The organism is Psychromonas saccharinae (assembly GCF_051201515.1).
Classification (GTDB): domain Bacteria; phylum Pseudomonadota; class Gammaproteobacteria; order Enterobacterales; family Psychromonadaceae; genus Psychromonas.
In genome coordinates this window covers 218,567-232,960 of the sequence record NZ_CP195153.1, presented here as the reverse complement: position 1 = coordinate 232,960, position 14,394 = coordinate 218,567, and the positions used below count along the sequence as shown (strand labels likewise).

The following is a 14,394-nucleotide window of genomic DNA, read 5'->3' as shown; positions in this document are numbered from 1 at the left end:
ACCCTTTTTTCAGGGAGCAGCATCATACCACCAACATTCTTAGAAAGATAGTCTAAAAAAACGGCATCTAAAAATAGACGCCGCTTATACATATATAACTAAAGTAATTTAATAAAAATTAGATTACGCTTTAGTTACGATTTCTACCAATGTCCAAGACTTAGTCTTAGAAAGAGGACGACATTCTTTAATAGAAACTACGTCACCTTCAGTACATTGATTAGTTTCATCATGTGCATGTAGCTTAGTCGTACGCTTCATGAACTTACCGTATAACGGATGTTTCACTTTACGTTCGATAGCAACAGTAATGGATTTATCCATTTTAGCACTGATAACTTTACCTTGAAGAGTACGGATTTTAGATTCGCTCATTACGCACCTACCTTCTGATTTAATACTGTCTTAACACGTGCAATGTCACGACGCACTTCTTTTACCAAATGCGGCTGTGCTAACTGATTTGTGTTTAACTGCATACGTAATTCAAATTGCTTACGTAATAAGTCAAGAAGTTCAGCATTAAGCTCTTCAACGCTTTTTTCTTTAAGTTCGTTAGCTTTCATTACATCACCTTACGAGTTACGAAAGTTGTTGCCACTGGCAATTTAGCTGCTGCAAGAGCAAATGCTTCACGAGCGATTGACTCTGGAACACCTTCCATTTCATAAAGAACTTTACCTGGTTGAGTTTGAGCAACCCAATATTCCACGTTACCTTTACCTTTACCTTGACGAACTTCTAACGGTTTGCCGGTAATCGGTTTATCAGGGAACACGCGGATCCAGATTTTACCTTGACGTTTAACATGACGAGTCATTGCACGACGTGCTGCTTCGATTTGACGAGCAGTAATTCGACCACGACCAGTTGCTTTAAGTCCAAATTCGCCAAAGCTTACTTCCGCACCTTTCGAAAGACCGCGGTTACGGCCTTTGTGCATTTTACGGAATTTCATACGTTTTGGTTGCATCATTAGCGTATACTCCTACTTACCGCGACCTTTGCGTTTTGGTTTAGATGGTTGTTCTTGTTGTAGTGGTAAACCACCTAGAACTTCACCTTTAAAGATCCAAACCTTAACACCGATGATACCGTAAACAGTCAACGCTTCTGAAGTAGAGTAATCGATATCAGCACGAAGAGTATGTAGAGGTACACGACCTTCACGATACCATTCAGCACGTGCGATTTCTGCACCACCTAAACGACCACTTACTTGAACTTTAATGCCTTGTGCGCCAAGACGCATTGCATTTTGCACCGCACGCTTCATAGCGCGACGGAACATTACACGACGCTCTAACTGAGAAGAGATTGAATCTGCTACTAGTTTTGCGTCAAGTTCAGGTTTACGAACTTCTGAAATATTAATCTGTGCTGGAACACCTGCCATTTTGGCAATTGCTGTGCGCAGTTTTTCAACGTCTTCGCCTTTTTTACCAATTACAACACCAGGACGAGCTGTGTGAATAGTCACACGTACGCTTTTCGCTGGACGTTCAATTGTTATTTTAGACAAAGAAGCGTTTTTCAGTTTCTCTGTTAGAAATTTGCGGATTTCAAAATCACTAAATAAATTATCTGCAAATTCTTTTTTGCCGGCATACCAGGTAGAGCTAAATGGCTTAGTGATACCTAGGCGAATACCGTTAGGATGAACTTTCTGTCCCATTGCTTAACCCCTGTCTGATACCACTACTGTGATGTGGCAAGAACGCTTCATAATGCGATCGGCACGGCCTTTCGCACGCGGCATGATGCGTTTCATTGTTGGACCTTCATCAATACAAATTTTACTGATTACTAGTTCATCAATGTCTGCGCCTTCATTGTGCTCAGCGTTTGCGATTGCAGAATCTACAACTTTTTTAACTAATAGCGCCGCTTTTTTCGGGCTGTAAGTTAAAAGTTCTAGTGCTTTTTCTACTGGAAGACCACGTACTTGATCTGCTACCAGACGCGCTTTCTGAGCTGAAGAACGAGCAAATAAATGTTTAGCTAAAGCTTCCATAAATACCTCTGTTACTTCGCTTTCTTATCCGCGACATGGCCACGGTAAGTACGAGTTGGTGCAAATTCACCCAGTTTTTGACCAACCATTTCGTCGGTTACAAATACTGGCACGTGTTGACGCCCGTTATGGACAGCGATGGTCAGACCAATCATATCTGGAATGATCATTGAACGGCGAGACCAAGTCTTAATTGGTTTTTTCTCTCCGCTTTCCATCGCTTTCTCTACCTTCTTCAGCAAGTGTAGGTCAATGAAAGGACCCTTCTTGAGAGAACGTGGCATGGCGATACCTCTGCTTATTTCTTATTACGACGACGAACAATGTACTGGTCAGTACTCTTGTTCTTACGAGTCTTGTAGCCTTTAGTTGGCACACCCCAAGGAGAAACAGGATGACGACCACCACTTGTTTTACCTTCACCACCACCATGTGGGTGATCTACTGGGTTCATTACAACACCACGAACGGTAGGACGAACACCACGCCAACGCGTAGCACCAGCTTTACCTAATTGGCGTAGCATATGTTCTGCATTACCAACTTCACCGATTGTTGCACGACACTCAGCAGGGATTTTACGCATTTCACCACTACGTAAACGTAGAGTAACGTAAGCACCATCACGAGCTACAATTTGGCTGTATGCACCAGCTGAACGAGCAATTTGAGCTCCTTTAGCAGGTTTCATTTCAACCGCGTGTACAGTTGTACCCACTGGGATATTACGCATAGGTAATGTATTACCTACTTTAATTGGCGCATCTTCACCAGACTGGATAGAATCACCAGCAACCAAGCCTTTAGGAGCTAGGATGTAGCGACGTTCACCATCAGCATAAAGTACAAGTGCAAGGTTTGCACTACGGTTTGGATCATATTCCAAACGCTCTACTTTTGCTGGGATACCGTCTTTATTACGTTTAAAGTCAACGATACGGTAGTGTTGTTTATGACCACCACCTACGTGACGTACCGTAATACGACCACCATTATTACGACCACCTGATTTAGATTTTGACTCTAAAAGTGGTGCGTATGGCTTGCCTTTGTACAGATCGTTATTTACCACTTTGACTACGTGGCGACGACCTGGAGACGTAGGCTTACATTTTACAATAGCCATCTATAATTCCTCTACTCAGCGCCAGCGAAATCGATGTCTGCACCTTCAACCAGAGTAACGTATGCTTTTTTCCAGTCGCTACGGCGACCCATACGTTGACCTGTACGTTTGGTTTTACCCTTAACGTTTAGTGTGCGAACACCAGTAACTTCAACTTCAAACAGTTTTTCAACTGCCGCTTTGATTTCTGCCTTAGTCGCAGTACCTGCAACTTTGAATACCACTGTGTTGTGGTTTTCAGCAGTTAAAGTTCCTTTCTCAGAGATATGCGGAGCTAGGATAACTTGCAGTAAACGTGCTTCACTGATCATGCTAAACTCTCCTCAATCTTTTTCACTGCGTTAGCAGTTACTAAAACTTTATCAAATGCGATTAGGCTTACAGGATCAATACCTTGAACATCACGAACATCTACTTTATATAGATTACGTGCTGCTAAGAATAGATTTTCATCTAATTCTTCGGTGATGATTAATACATCTTTAAGATCCATGTCTTTTAACTTCGCTTTAAGCTCTTTAGTTTTAGGAGCTTCAACACTGAAGTTTTCTACAACGATTAGACGATCCTGACGAACAAGTTCAGACAGGATGCTTTTCACTGCGCCACGATACATTTTTTTGTTAACTTTTTGGCTGTGGTCCTGAGGACGTGCAGCAAAAGTTACACCACCGCCAACCCAAATAGGGCTACGGATTGTACCTGAACGAGCGCGACCAGTACCTTTTTGACGCCATGGTTTTTTACCACCACCACGTACATCGCTACGAGTCTTCTGAGCACGAGTACCTTGACGAGCACCAGCTGCATATGCAACGACTACCTGATGTACTAGGGCTTCATTGAATTCACGTCCAAAGGTAGCGTCAGAAACTTCAAGAGCACTTTGTGCATCTTTCAATACCAATTCCATACTAGATCCTTGGTTATGCTTTAACAGCAGGTTTAATGAACACATCACCGTTTTTCGCACCAGGTACTGCACCTTTAATGAGCAGTAAGTTGCGTTCAACGTCTATGCGAACAACTTCAAGGTTTTGAGTCGTTACACGCTCAGCACCCATGTGACCAGACATTTTTTTGCCTTTGAAGACACGTCCCGGAGTTTGACACATACCAATCGAACCATTAGAACGATGTGATAGTGAGTTACCGTGAGTTGCGTCTTGCATAGAAAAGTTCCAACGTTTAATACCACCTTGGAAACCTTTACCTTTAGACTGACCTGTTACATCTACTTTATTCTTTTCGTTGAATAGCTCAACGCTTAGCTCAGCACCGACTTTGATATCTGTACCTTCGTTTTCTGCAAGAGTAAACTCCCATAGACCACGACCAGCTTCAACACCCGCTTTCGCAAAGTGTCCTGCTTCCGGTTTGTTTACACGGCTAGCTTTTTTAGTGCCAGCTGTTACTTGAATAGCATTGTAGCCATCAGTATCAAGAGATTTAACTTGAGTAACACGGTTCGGTGTACATTCTAGAACTGTTACTGGGATAGAAACACCATCTTCAGTGAAGATGCGAGTCATGCCAACTTTACGACCTACTAGACCGATTGTCATTGTTTTAACTCCTTTCTAACCCAAGCTGATTTGAACATCAACGCCAGCAGCTAAATCTAGCTTCATTAGTGCGTCAACAGTCTTTTCAGTTGGTTCTACGATATCAATCAAGCGCTTGTGAGTGCGAATCTCATATTGGTCACGTGCATCTTTGTTTACATGCGGTGATACCAAAATGGTGAAACGCTCTTTACGAGTTGGTAGTGGGATAGGACCACGTACCTGAGCACCTGTGCGCTTTGCAGTTTCAACGATCTCCGCCGTTGATTGATCGATCAGTTTATGATCAAAAGCTTTAAGGCGGATACGGATTCTTTGGTTCTGCATGGACCAAAACTCCAATAGTTAAAAATACAACATACAAATAAACACCTGACAACCCATCAAAGATAGATCTCAAGTGCTTATTCAAACTAGTAGCTCCCCAATCGGGAGTCATTTTAATAACCTAATAACATGGTTATGGGCTTTACGCCGCTTACCATATCGGTAAGAGACGCACATAATACAGTAATCGTATATTACTGCAAGTATTTATTAGTGTATTGTTGGAAAAATAATCATAAGGATCACCTAACGATCAGGATCGGCTATTTCCTTTTCAAATTCACTGTATACTGATTTAATAAATCATTATTTAAGATAGGATTTTCGTGCCCACTATTCTTCCTTTTGTTGAGCAAATCCAACAACAAGCAATATATCAAAATCATCGTCGCATCATTCGTTTATGTGGCGATATTGATTGGTGCTATCAGCAAGCAACGATAATTATTAAGGCACTTGACCTTCCCTATTTCTGGTGTGGCTCAAGTCCTGTCGAAATCAATGCAGTTAGCTACAAACAAATCCTCGGACAAGAAACCTCCCTGTTATTCATTAATGCCCTCTCTAATTTTGATGCTAACTTATTCGCAGCGAGTGAAGGTACACTGCGTGGTGGCGGTTTATTAATATTAATGTCGCCGGTATCCATTCCATTAGATGATGTTTATTACCAATATATAGTTAATCAATTAGATTTAATGAAAGTTGCAGTAATCCAACAGGATCACCCTCTACCGTTATCAACGATAATCAGTTCATCATCAACTCCATCTTCTACTGAACTCAACATCAACGAACAACAAACAGCTATCAAGGCAATCATCAAAACTATCAAAGGACATCGACGTCGGCCTTTAGTTTTAACAGCCAAAAGAGGACGAGGAAAATCCGCAGCCTTAGGAATTGCTAGTGCAGAGTTAATTAAATCAGGCGTCACTACAATTTTAGCCTGCGCCCCAAATAAAACGGCAACTCAAACCTTGTTCAAACACGCTAGTCTATTATTAACAGGCAATACTACGGATCAGTTTTCAATTACCTACAACAATAGTTGTATTCAATTTATTGCCCCCGATGTGTTGTTAGCTGACTTACCAAAATGCGATTTACTCATTATTGATGAAGCTGCTGCTTTGCCCGTGCCAATGCTGGAAACATTGGCTCATCATTATTCTCGATTAGTGTTCGCCACTACAACACATGGTTATGAAGGATCTGGTCGTGGTTTTGCACTCCGTTTTCAACAACATTTAAAAATGATCTGCCCACAGTATCGACAATATCATTTACATCAACCGATACGGTGGGCTGATAATGATCCTGTTGAGGCTTTCACTTTAAATACTTTATGTTTAACCGAATCTCCCTTCGATTCACCAGATTACCAGGCTGATTTAGACATTCAATTTGAACAGATAAACGTACAACAATTACTGACATCACCCACCCTGCTTAAGGAGATATTTTCATTATTAGTACTTGCTCATTACCAAACCAAACCATCAGATCTCACTTCACTTTTGAATGACAAGTCTCTAACTATCTTCGCACTTACACAAAATAAGCGTGTATTAGGTGTAGCGCTTATTACTAAAGAAGGTGGATTTACCTCCGATATCAGTGAACAAGTATGGAAAGGGAATCGTCGCCTCCAAGGAAATTTAGTCGCTCAATCACTCGCTTTTCACTGCGCCCAAAAGGAAGCGGCAACGTTTCTTTATGCGCGAATCCAACGAATTGCAATCCATCCGACATTACAACACCAAGGGTTAGGTAAAAAATTTATTAAGCAAATAAATAAATGGGCAAGTACTAAACAGTATGATCATTTATGTGTGAGCTTTGGCGCAACACCAACACTTTATACTTTCTGGCAAGATTTAGGATTTACAACATTACGCATTGGCCTATCAAAAGATAAAAGCAGTGGTACACACTCTGTCATCATGAACTTTCCAATTTCTGAATCAGCAAAGAATCTGCACAGTAAAATTCAACAACAGTTTCACCACCAATTAGAAATGCAATTATGCCGTCATTTGTACGATATTGATTCTGAACTCGTTTTGAAATTGTTATCTGAATTAAACAGACTCCCCATCAACCCCGATACATTTGTTAGTTATATTGATGGTAATCTCCCCTATGAATTCGCCGAATCTTATTTAATAAAATTATTAATGAACAGTGAATTAAAAATCTTAAGAAAAATAGAACAAAGCCTTACAATACAAAAAGTTTTACAGAATAATAGCTGGGCTGAAGTATGTAAGAAAAACCAGCTTACCGGCAAAAAACAAGCTAAAGCATTATTAAAGAGCGCCATTAAACAATTAATAAAAGAAGATAATCATGCGTCTAGATAAATATATCTGCCAGGCAACAAGCTTAACTCGTAGCCAAGCTAAAAAGGTTATTAGCCAAGGTAGAGTGACTAATGGAACAAACACCATTCGAAATACGACTTATAAAGTAACAACAAATGAAACTATCTTTCTTAATGATAAAGCGCTATCGATTCGTGGTCCTCGCTATATTATGCTTAATAAACCACAGGGCTATATTTGCTCAACCGTCGATGAACAATTACCGAGTGTGTTAAATCTGCTTGACGTTGAAAAACGCAAACAACTTTTTATTGCCGGACGTCTTGATGCAGACACAACCGGATTAACTTTGATTACCGATGATGGACAATGGTCGCATCAAATCACAAGCCCACGAAAAAAATGTGCTAAACGTTATCGCGTTATTTTGGCTGATGAATTAACAGAAGATGCATCGATACAATTCCAACAGGGCATTCAACTTAAAAGTGAAAATCAGCCCTGCCTGCCCGCTTCGCTTATAAACATATCAAACACTGAAGTCTTATTAACGATTAGTGAGGGTAAATACCATCAAGTAAAACGTATGTTTGCAGCACTTGGAAATCATGTAACAGCGCTTCATCGAGAAAAAATTGGTGAAATTGAATTAGATCCAACGCTTCAATTGGGAGAATGGCGCTACTTAACTGATATCGAGGTACAAAGCATTGCCTAGAACATTTAATGAACAGTGTTATGAATTGTTAATGCAGATCCCCAAGGGTAAAGTTGTCACCTATGGCGATATTGCTCATGCACTCGGTACAAAAGCTTATCAAGCAGTTGGCAATGCAATGGGGGCAAATCCAAACCCCATTATCGTTCCCTGCCACCGCGTTGTAAAAGGTAACGGAGAAGTGGGCAATTATGCGTTAGGTCTCGATAAAAAAATTGAACTTTTACATAATGAAGGGGTAATAATCCAAGAAAATAAAGTAATGGATTTTAAAACCGTCCGTTTTAAATTCCTCCTTCGTTAGTTGATGGTTATATTTAAAATCTGTTTTCTTAATAACAAGCCACACCAAATCGAATATAGAAGAAATGTGTGGCTCGGCAATCCAAAATAAAAACAGATTCTAAACATAAAGATGAATATTTAACCGGTGTCGATTAATTAGCCAACCGAAGTGAAATTTCTCCACCAATATAATCTTCAATTTCCCCATCGACGTCTAATAACAATGCCCCTTTCTCGTCGATTCCACGACAAATACCTGATTTCACATTATCTGCAATTAATAAATTAACCTGTTTATTAATAAAGCAATCTAATTCAAACCAACGTGATAGATAGGGTTTTAATCCTGTTTTTTCATATTGCGCTAATAGACTGTATAACTCCTTCATTAACGTTGCACTTAATAAATTACGGTTAACAGGATCACTGCTTATTTGGTTTAGATCTATCCAAGGCTGATCAATCAACTTCGCCTGTTCTGGAGGCATTCGCACATTAAGCCCAATGCCAATAATACAATGGCAAGCCTCAGTGGCTTCCGCATTCAATTCAATCAAGATACCGGCTAATTTTTTACCTTGGTAATAAATATCATTTGGCCATTTTAACTCTGCGCCCTGAATACCTATTTTCTCTAATGAATTCACAACCGCAATACCCACCAGCAAACTTAGACCCGACACCTTATCAATACCAGAATCAAACCGCCAATAGAGTGAAAAATAAAGATGAGAAGCAAAGGGGGAAATCCAAGTACGTCCACGACGCCCTCTTCCCGATAATTGACATTCACTAATACAGCTTTGACCATTTTCAATCTTATCAATACGCTCTAATAACCATTGATTAGTCGAGTCAACAATTTGTTCCACATGAACGTTATCTTTACCACTTAATTGCTTAATTTTCTCTGCATCAAGTAAATCAAGTGGAATAGCGCTGCAGTATCCTTTTCCAGTTACCTTGTAAATATCTAACCCAATCCCCTGTAATCCTTTAATATAGTTATTTACAGAAGTGCGAGAAACCCCTAATAACTCCCCCACTTTTTCGCCGGAATGAAACTCTCCATCTGAGAGCAACTGTAAAAGTTGATTACCTTTTTCATTTAGCTCTGACATATTTAATCACCTGTTGTAAATTCGTTTCACCCTCACGACCAATAAAACGTACTTCGTGCTCTAAACTAACATTAAACATTGCTTTAACTTTTGTTCGTACTAAATCCGCGAGTAAAATCACATCTGTAGATGTTGCATTATTCTGATTAATCAATACTAAGGCTTGATTCTTATGTACTGCAGCTCCTCCAACTGTTTTTCCTTTTAGACCTGCTTGATCAATTAACCATCCTGCAGCTAACTTGATACTTTTATCATTTTGAGGATAGTTTGGCATATTAGGATATAAACGGAGCAATGCATCTGCTTGCTGTTGACTAACAACTGGATTTTTAAAAAAACTACCAACATTACCTAATTTTTCAGGATCAGGTAACTTTTCATTACGAATTTGACAGACTGAGTCATAAATTTGCTTTGCACTTACTTGTTCTTGATTCTCAATATTTTGCAATGAGCCATAACGACTATGGGGCTGCCATTGTTTCGATAACGTAAGGGTAACCTTAGTAATCAATGCGTTGCTCATTCCCGTGTGTTTAAAAATACTATCACGGTAAGCAAATAAACATTCAGCGGCGCTCAAAACAACTAATTCACCGGTTAATAAATCAACATATTCAACGGACTCACAGAAATCTTTAAACTCTGTGCCATAAGCACCAATATTTTGTACCGGAGCAGACCCAACAACACCAGGAATCAATGCGAGGTTTTCTAGCCCATCAATCCCCTTGGCAATACAATCTGTTACCAATTGATGCCAATCTTCACCCGCTGCAACCTGTAATATATAATGCTCATCAGAAGTTGATATATCCACCCCTAACAACTCGACTTTAATCACTAGCCCGGAAAAGTCTTCACAAAATAATGTATTGCTCCCTGCCCCTAAAATAAGTACCGGTTTATTTTCTGAATGGTACTTTGTGACCAAATCCAATAGCTCAGGCAATTGTGCCATATCATTAAAGTGAAATAACGTTTGAGCTTTTGCTTCAATTGAAAAAGTGTTAAATGGCTTGAGTGAGCAATTGGTTTCAATCATCGTAGGATCCTGTAAAATTTGAATAATTAGTTTACCTGATTCAGATAGAAATACTCAAACAAAAGGAGATGTTTTGTCATCGCAGAACAATTCATTTATCGAATTACAACCGATTCAATTTCCGCTCGTTAATCGTTTTTATAAACGTATTTACAAAAAAGGAATCGCACATAAAAAGGAACGCGTTTTCGTTGTAAAAGAAAATGACATTATCTGCGCAGGGAAATTAAAACAACTCGATGGGCATTTACTTTTAACTGGTATTGCCTGCGATCCCGCTTATCGCAAGCAAGGGCATGCATCTCAACTAATTAAAAGCATTCAATCTTTGCACCAACAGCCACTTTATTGCTTTCCTTACATTCACTTACACAATTTCTATAGCAAACTTGGATTTACCCAAGCCTCTCCAGACACGCTACCAGAAGTTATTCATCAAAGATTCACTGCATATAGTAAAAATAGAGCACTATTGCTAATGGTTTATCATGGCTAACGCAATCCGAACAAGAACCACTTGACGCATTTCTTAAAAGCAGTAACTATTAATTGATGGTTAAATCAACGCTATTCTAACGCTCTGCTTTATCCCTTTTAATCAGTATTATCGACTATTAACGAATAATAATTTAAATACACCTGAATTTAGATAATATTTTGTGCCTCCGACGCTATAAAAAACAAACAAATGAATATCTAGACGATATAATGTAAGCAATTACAGAATGAGGAACCTTTCATGTCTAATCAAGTCATTATTTTTGATACAACCTTACGCGATGGTGAACAAGCATTAAGCGCAAGTTTAACCGTAAAAGAAAAACTAAAAATTGCCTTTGCACTAGAACGTTTAGGCGTTGATATTATGGAAGTTGGTTTTCCAATCTCTTCTCCAGGTGATTTTGAATCCGTTCAAACCATCGCTAAAGAAATCAAAAATAGCCGCGTATGTGCGTTGTCTCGTGCACTACCAAAAGATATTGACGCTGCAGCACAAGCGTTGAAAGTTGCTGATGCTTTCCGTATTCACACGTTTATATCCACATCGACAATCCATGTTGAAAATAAATTAAAACGTGGCTTTGAAGATGTCTTAGAAATGGGTGTGAATGCCGTAAAATATGCGCGTCAATTTACCGATGATGTTGAATTTTCCTGCGAAGATGCCGGTCGTACTCCCATTGATAACTTATGTCGTATGGTCGAAGAAGCCATTAAAGCCGGCGCGACTACAGTCAATATTCCCGATACCGTTGGTTATACTATTCCGAGTGAATTTGGTGGCATAATCCAAACACTATTTAATCGCGTCCCCAATATCGATAAAGCCGTTATCGCTGTTCATTGCCACGATGATCTCGGAATGTCCGTTGCAAACTCGATTACCGCCGTTGAAAATGGCGCGCGTCAAATTGAATGTACAATGAATGGGATTGGCGAACGCGCAGGTAACTGTTCGTTAGAAGAAGTTGCAATGATTTTAGCAACACGCCAAAAGAAAATGGGATTTACCACGAACATTAACCCCGTTGAAATTTCTCGTACAAGCCAATTAGTTAGCCAAATTTGTAATATGCCAATTCAATCAAATAAAGCAATTGTTGGGGCGAATGCATTTTCGCATTCATCGGGTATCCATCAAGATGGCGTATTAAAATCACAAAATACCTATGAAATCATTACACCTGAAAGTGTTGGTATCTCTACGAATAAACTTAATCTAACTTCTCGCTCTGGCCGCCATGTAATTCAACATCGTATGCAAGAACTGGGTTATCTTGATAGTGATTACGATTTAGATGCTTTATACGAGAGCTTTTTAGAACTGGCTGACCGTAAAGGCCAAGTATTTGATTATGACCTAGAAGCGTTAATGTTCTTCAACCAGGTTGCTGGTGAACCAGAATACTATAAGTTAGAAAATATCGACGTGTTATCTGGTTCAGGTAAAATTGCGACGGCAACCGTTACCATGACTATCGGCGATAATAATAAAATCACCGAAGCCGCAACGGGAAATGGGCCAATCGATGCAGCCTACCAATGTCTATTGCGTATCTCGGGATTAGATATCAATATGGATACCTATAAAATCAGCGCAAAAGGTGAAGGTAAAGATGCATTAGGCCAAGTTGATATCGTCGCAACCTATAAAGATCAACGCTTCCATGGATTAGGATTATCGACTGATATTATCGAATCATCAGCACGTGCAATGGTCCACGTTATGAATCATATCCATCTTGCAAAAGCCGTTGCAGACCAGAAAAAACAACGTCACCATTCAGAGCCTTAAAAATAATTAATTAGCGTAACCTTAACGAATAATCTTTAACTGAAGGTTATTCGTTTATTTGAGAGTCATTTATGAAAATTATTGTTATCCCCGTTACACCTTTTGAACAAAACTGTAGCTTAGTCATTTGTGAAGAAACTAAAACGGCAGCGGTTGTTGATCCCGGAGGTGATATCAAACATATCCTCAATGTTATTAAAAAACACGATGTGAATGTCGATAAAATTATTCTAACTCATGGGCACTTAGACCATGTAGGCGGAACACAAGCACTTGTTAGAGCGCTTAATAATGTCCCCATTATTGGCCCTGAAAAAGAAGATAAATTTTGGCTTGATCAATTAGAAGCACAAAGTCAGAGTTTTGGCTTTCCGATGACCATTAGCTTTCTACCCAACGAATGGTTAGAAGAAAACGATATTGTTGAAGTTGGTAATATTAAATTGAAAGTCATCCATATTCCTGGTCATACACCAGGACATGTTGCATTACTTGATGAACAAAGCCACCAGATTATTGTTGGCGATATTTTGTTTAATGGTGGTATTGGTCGTTTTGATTTTCCTCGCGGTAATCAACAGCAATTAATTACTGGCATCAAAGAAAAACTGCTTACACTGCCACCAGAAACCGTTGTCTTTCCAGGCCATGGACCGACAACAACAATTGGGAAAGAAAAAGCAAGTAACCCTTTTTTAGGTGGGCAAAGTATGTGGGATCTTTAAAACAACTTACCAACTCCCTCCAAGCATAAACATAAAGGGCGATATGCCCTTTTTCATGATATTAACAACAACCCCATAAAAATCATCCCACATACCTAAATCAGAATTTAAGCAATGCAATCATTTTTTTGTTACCCGACCGTAATGCGAAATCGTAAGCCGTTTTACCTTTTTTTGTTTTTGCACGTTTATTAGCACCATGTTCTAGCAATAGCGAAGCTAGTCCATAACAATGAGTACCGACAACTAAATGCAAAGGCGTCGCGCCCGAGGCTTTAATTGCATAGTTGACATCCGCCCCCTTCCCAATCAGTTTTTTAGCTTTATTGACATCACATAAATCCGGCGCTAAAAAAAGAGGCGTTAATCCAAAATAATTCGCTTCATTCGGATCCGCATAATTGACGATTAAATTAAAAAATCGTGGATCAGAAAAATACATCGATAGCGACAGATAGCCGAGTTCCATTCCTCTAAAATGCCCCTTTGTGAAATAAAGTCGTTGTTTATTTTCAATCTGATTATACGCATTAGCAAAAGCCTGATAGTCCTCTGTGTAGATCGCATTCATTATTTCATTAGTTTTATCTCTATTTTCTGCCCAAGCGCCACTTGTCATAAGTAGAAATAAAACCATTTTTAACCAATTCACAATCAACTTCCCCTATTGACACGTATTAGTAACGTCCTTGGTCACTTCTGAATAATACCGTTATTCGTCTATTTTGATTCTTAGCTTAATCGCACAAAAAATTAGCACTAAAAATAGAATAATACCCTAATATATAGATTGATAATTACTTTACCTATTTTACTTTATATAGTTGTAAAGGCGTTAATTT

20 protein-coding genes are annotated in these 14,394 nt (G+C 39.2%); 6 read left to right on the top strand and 14 right to left on the bottom strand.

What is annotated here, in order from left to right:
* Positions 1–123: 123 nt before the first annotated feature.
* Genes rpsQ through rpsJ form a run of 11 tightly spaced genes read right to left on the bottom strand, consistent with a single transcriptional unit; the run spans position 124 to position 5,032 of the window.
* Positions 124–375 carry a 30S ribosomal protein S17 gene (rpsQ, locus tag ACR30L_RS01120; RefSeq protein ID WP_435236212.1) on the bottom strand — a complete coding sequence of 84 codons (252 nt, stop codon included), beginning with the start codon at positions 373–375 and terminating at the stop codon, positions 124–126.
* Positions 375–566: a 50S ribosomal protein L29 gene (gene rpmC, locus ACR30L_RS01115; RefSeq protein ID WP_435236211.1), complete on the bottom strand. Its 192-nt coding sequence runs from the start codon at positions 564–566 to the stop codon at positions 375–377. The genes rpsQ and rpmC overlap by 1 nt, the downstream gene beginning before the upstream one ends.
* Positions 566–976: a 50S ribosomal protein L16 gene (rplP, locus tag ACR30L_RS01110; RefSeq protein ID WP_435236210.1), complete on the bottom strand. Its 411-nt coding sequence runs from the start codon at positions 974–976 to the stop codon at positions 566–568. Before rplP ends, rpmC begins: the two co-directional genes overlap by 1 nt.
* 12 nt (positions 977–988) lie before the next feature.
* Positions 989–1,675, bottom strand: a complete 687-nt coding sequence (rpsC, locus tag ACR30L_RS01105; RefSeq protein ID WP_435236209.1) for a 30S ribosomal protein S3 — start codon at positions 1,673–1,675, stop codon at positions 989–991.
* Positions 1,676–1,678: 3 nt separating this feature from the next.
* Positions 1,679–2,014, bottom strand: coding sequence for a 50S ribosomal protein L22 (gene rplV, locus ACR30L_RS01100; protein ID WP_435236208.1), 336 nt, complete (start codon positions 2,012–2,014; stop codon positions 1,679–1,681).
* A gap of 11 nt (positions 2,015–2,025) precedes the next feature.
* Positions 2,026–2,298, bottom strand: a complete 273-nt coding sequence (rpsS, locus tag ACR30L_RS01095) for a 30S ribosomal protein S19 (protein WP_435236207.1) — start codon at positions 2,296–2,298, stop codon at positions 2,026–2,028.
* Between the two features lie 14 nt (positions 2,299–2,312).
* Complete coding sequence (gene rplB, locus ACR30L_RS01090; RefSeq protein ID WP_435236206.1) at positions 2,313–3,140, bottom strand: 50S ribosomal protein L2; 828 nt, start codon at positions 3,138–3,140, stop codon at positions 2,313–2,315.
* A gap of 11 nt (positions 3,141–3,151) precedes the next feature.
* Positions 3,152–3,451 (bottom strand): 50S ribosomal protein L23, encoded by a 300-nt coding sequence (gene rplW, locus ACR30L_RS01085; protein WP_435236205.1) that lies wholly within the window; start codon positions 3,449–3,451, stop codon positions 3,152–3,154.
* Complete coding sequence (rplD, locus tag ACR30L_RS01080) at positions 3,448–4,053, bottom strand: 50S ribosomal protein L4 (protein WP_435236204.1); 606 nt, start codon at positions 4,051–4,053, stop codon at positions 3,448–3,450. Before rplD ends, rplW begins: the two co-directional genes overlap by 4 nt.
* A 13-nt stretch (positions 4,054–4,066) precedes the next feature.
* Positions 4,067–4,705, bottom strand: coding sequence for a 50S ribosomal protein L3 (gene rplC, locus ACR30L_RS01075; RefSeq protein WP_435236203.1), 639 nt, complete (start codon positions 4,703–4,705; stop codon positions 4,067–4,069).
* A gap of 15 nt (positions 4,706–4,720) precedes the next feature.
* Positions 4,721–5,032 carry a 30S ribosomal protein S10 gene (rpsJ, locus tag ACR30L_RS01070; RefSeq protein WP_011771756.1) on the bottom strand — a complete coding sequence of 104 codons (312 nt, stop codon included), beginning with the start codon at positions 5,030–5,032 and terminating at the stop codon, positions 4,721–4,723.
* A gap of 326 nt (positions 5,033–5,358) precedes the next feature.
* Here rpsJ and ACR30L_RS01065 point away from each other — a divergent pair, with 326 nt between their 5' ends.
* Genes ACR30L_RS01065 through ACR30L_RS01055 form a run of 3 tightly spaced genes read left to right on the top strand, consistent with a single transcriptional unit; the run spans position 5,359 to position 8,381 of the window.
* A complete protein-coding gene (locus ACR30L_RS01065; RefSeq protein ID WP_435236202.1) occupies positions 5,359–7,398 on the top strand; it encodes a tRNA(Met) cytidine acetyltransferase TmcA in 2,040 nt (679 codons plus the stop codon).
* Positions 7,385–8,077, top strand: a complete 693-nt coding sequence (gene rsuA / locus ACR30L_RS01060; RefSeq protein ID WP_435236201.1) for a 16S rRNA pseudouridine(516) synthase RsuA — start codon at positions 7,385–7,387, stop codon at positions 8,075–8,077. The genes ACR30L_RS01065 and rsuA overlap by 14 nt, the downstream gene beginning before the upstream one ends.
* On the top strand, positions 8,070–8,381 hold the full coding sequence (locus tag ACR30L_RS01055) for an MGMT family protein (protein WP_435236200.1): 312 nt from the start codon (positions 8,070–8,072) through the stop codon (positions 8,379–8,381). The genes rsuA and ACR30L_RS01055 overlap by 8 nt, the downstream gene beginning before the upstream one ends.
* Positions 8,382–8,514: 133 nt before the next feature.
* Here the strand turns inward: ACR30L_RS01055 and birA are convergent, their stop codons facing one another.
* Entirely contained in the window at positions 8,515–9,483 is a 969-nt protein-coding gene (gene birA / locus ACR30L_RS01050) for a bifunctional biotin--[acetyl-CoA-carboxylase] ligase/biotin operon repressor BirA (protein WP_435236199.1), read from the bottom strand.
* Positions 9,467–10,531 carry a UDP-N-acetylmuramate dehydrogenase gene (gene murB, locus ACR30L_RS01045; protein ID WP_435236198.1) on the bottom strand — a complete coding sequence of 355 codons (1,065 nt, stop codon included), beginning with the start codon at positions 10,529–10,531 and terminating at the stop codon, positions 9,467–9,469. Before murB ends, birA begins: the two co-directional genes overlap by 17 nt.
* 73 nt (positions 10,532–10,604) lie before the next feature.
* Between murB and ACR30L_RS01040 the strand changes: the two genes are divergently transcribed.
* The 3 genes from ACR30L_RS01040 (at position 10,605) to ACR30L_RS01030 (ending at position 13,552) form a co-directional block, all read left to right on the top strand.
* On the top strand, positions 10,605–11,027 hold the full coding sequence (locus ACR30L_RS01040) for a GNAT family N-acetyltransferase (RefSeq protein ID WP_435236197.1): 423 nt from the start codon (positions 10,605–10,607) through the stop codon (positions 11,025–11,027).
* Between the two features lie 243 nt (positions 11,028–11,270).
* The gene (gene leuA / locus ACR30L_RS01035; RefSeq protein ID WP_435236196.1) at positions 11,271–12,827 is read left to right on the top strand and encodes a 2-isopropylmalate synthase; all 1,557 of its coding nucleotides are present in this window, start codon (positions 11,271–11,273) and stop codon (positions 12,825–12,827) included.
* A 71-nt stretch (positions 12,828–12,898) separates the two neighbouring features.
* Positions 12,899–13,552, top strand: a complete 654-nt coding sequence (locus tag ACR30L_RS01030) for an MBL fold metallo-hydrolase (protein WP_435236195.1) — start codon at positions 12,899–12,901, stop codon at positions 13,550–13,552.
* A 100-nt stretch (positions 13,553–13,652) separates the two neighbouring features.
* Here the strand turns inward: ACR30L_RS01030 and ACR30L_RS01025 are convergent, their stop codons facing one another.
* Positions 13,653–14,204 (bottom strand): ankyrin repeat domain-containing protein, encoded by a 552-nt coding sequence (locus ACR30L_RS01025; protein WP_435236194.1) that lies wholly within the window; start codon positions 14,202–14,204, stop codon positions 13,653–13,655.
* Between the last annotated feature and the right edge of the window lie 190 nt (positions 14,205–14,394).

What these genes read in the sequence shown, in the direction of transcription:
- rsuA (WP_435236201.1), top strand. Translation starts at nt 7,385, where the DNA reads ATGCGTCTAGATAAATATATCTGCCAGGCAACAAGCTTAACTCGTAGC.
- rpsQ (WP_435236212.1), bottom strand. Translation starts at nt 375, where the DNA reads ATGAGCGAATCTAAAATCCGTACTCTTCAAGGTAAAGTTATCAGTGCT.
- murB (WP_435236198.1), bottom strand. Translation starts at nt 10,531, where the DNA reads ATGATTGAAACCAATTGCTCACTCAAGCCATTTAACACTTTTTCAATT.
- rplB (WP_435236206.1), bottom strand. Translation starts at nt 3,140, where the DNA reads ATGGCTATTGTAAAATGTAAGCCTACGTCTCCAGGTCGTCGCCACGTA.
- ACR30L_RS01030 (WP_435236195.1), top strand. Translation starts at nt 12,899, where the DNA reads ATGAAAATTATTGTTATCCCCGTTACACCTTTTGAACAAAACTGTAGC.
- birA (WP_435236199.1), bottom strand. Translation starts at nt 9,483, where the DNA reads ATGTCAGAGCTAAATGAAAAAGGTAATCAACTTTTACAGTTGCTCTCA.
- rplW (WP_435236205.1), bottom strand. Translation starts at nt 3,451, where the DNA reads ATGATCAGTGAAGCACGTTTACTGCAAGTTATCCTAGCTCCGCATATC.
- rplD (WP_435236204.1), bottom strand. Translation starts at nt 4,053, where the DNA reads ATGGAATTGGTATTGAAAGATGCACAAAGTGCTCTTGAAGTTTCTGAC.
- rplC (WP_435236203.1), bottom strand. Translation starts at nt 4,705, where the DNA reads ATGACAATCGGTCTAGTAGGTCGTAAAGTTGGCATGACTCGCATCTTC.
- rpmC (WP_435236211.1), bottom strand. Translation starts at nt 566, where the DNA reads ATGAAAGCTAACGAACTTAAAGAAAAAAGCGTTGAAGAGCTTAATGCT.
- rpsS (WP_435236207.1), bottom strand. Translation starts at nt 2,298, where the DNA reads ATGCCACGTTCTCTCAAGAAGGGTCCTTTCATTGACCTACACTTGCTG.
- leuA (WP_435236196.1), top strand. Translation starts at nt 11,271, where the DNA reads ATGTCTAATCAAGTCATTATTTTTGATACAACCTTACGCGATGGTGAA.
- rplV (WP_435236208.1), bottom strand. Translation starts at nt 2,014, where the DNA reads ATGGAAGCTTTAGCTAAACATTTATTTGCTCGTTCTTCAGCTCAGAAA.
- rpsC (WP_435236209.1), bottom strand. Translation starts at nt 1,675, where the DNA reads ATGGGACAGAAAGTTCATCCTAACGGTATTCGCCTAGGTATCACTAAG.
- rpsJ (WP_011771756.1), bottom strand. Translation starts at nt 5,032, where the DNA reads ATGCAGAACCAAAGAATCCGTATCCGCCTTAAAGCTTTTGATCATAAA.
- rplP (WP_435236210.1), bottom strand. Translation starts at nt 976, where the DNA reads ATGATGCAACCAAAACGTATGAAATTCCGTAAAATGCACAAAGGCCGT.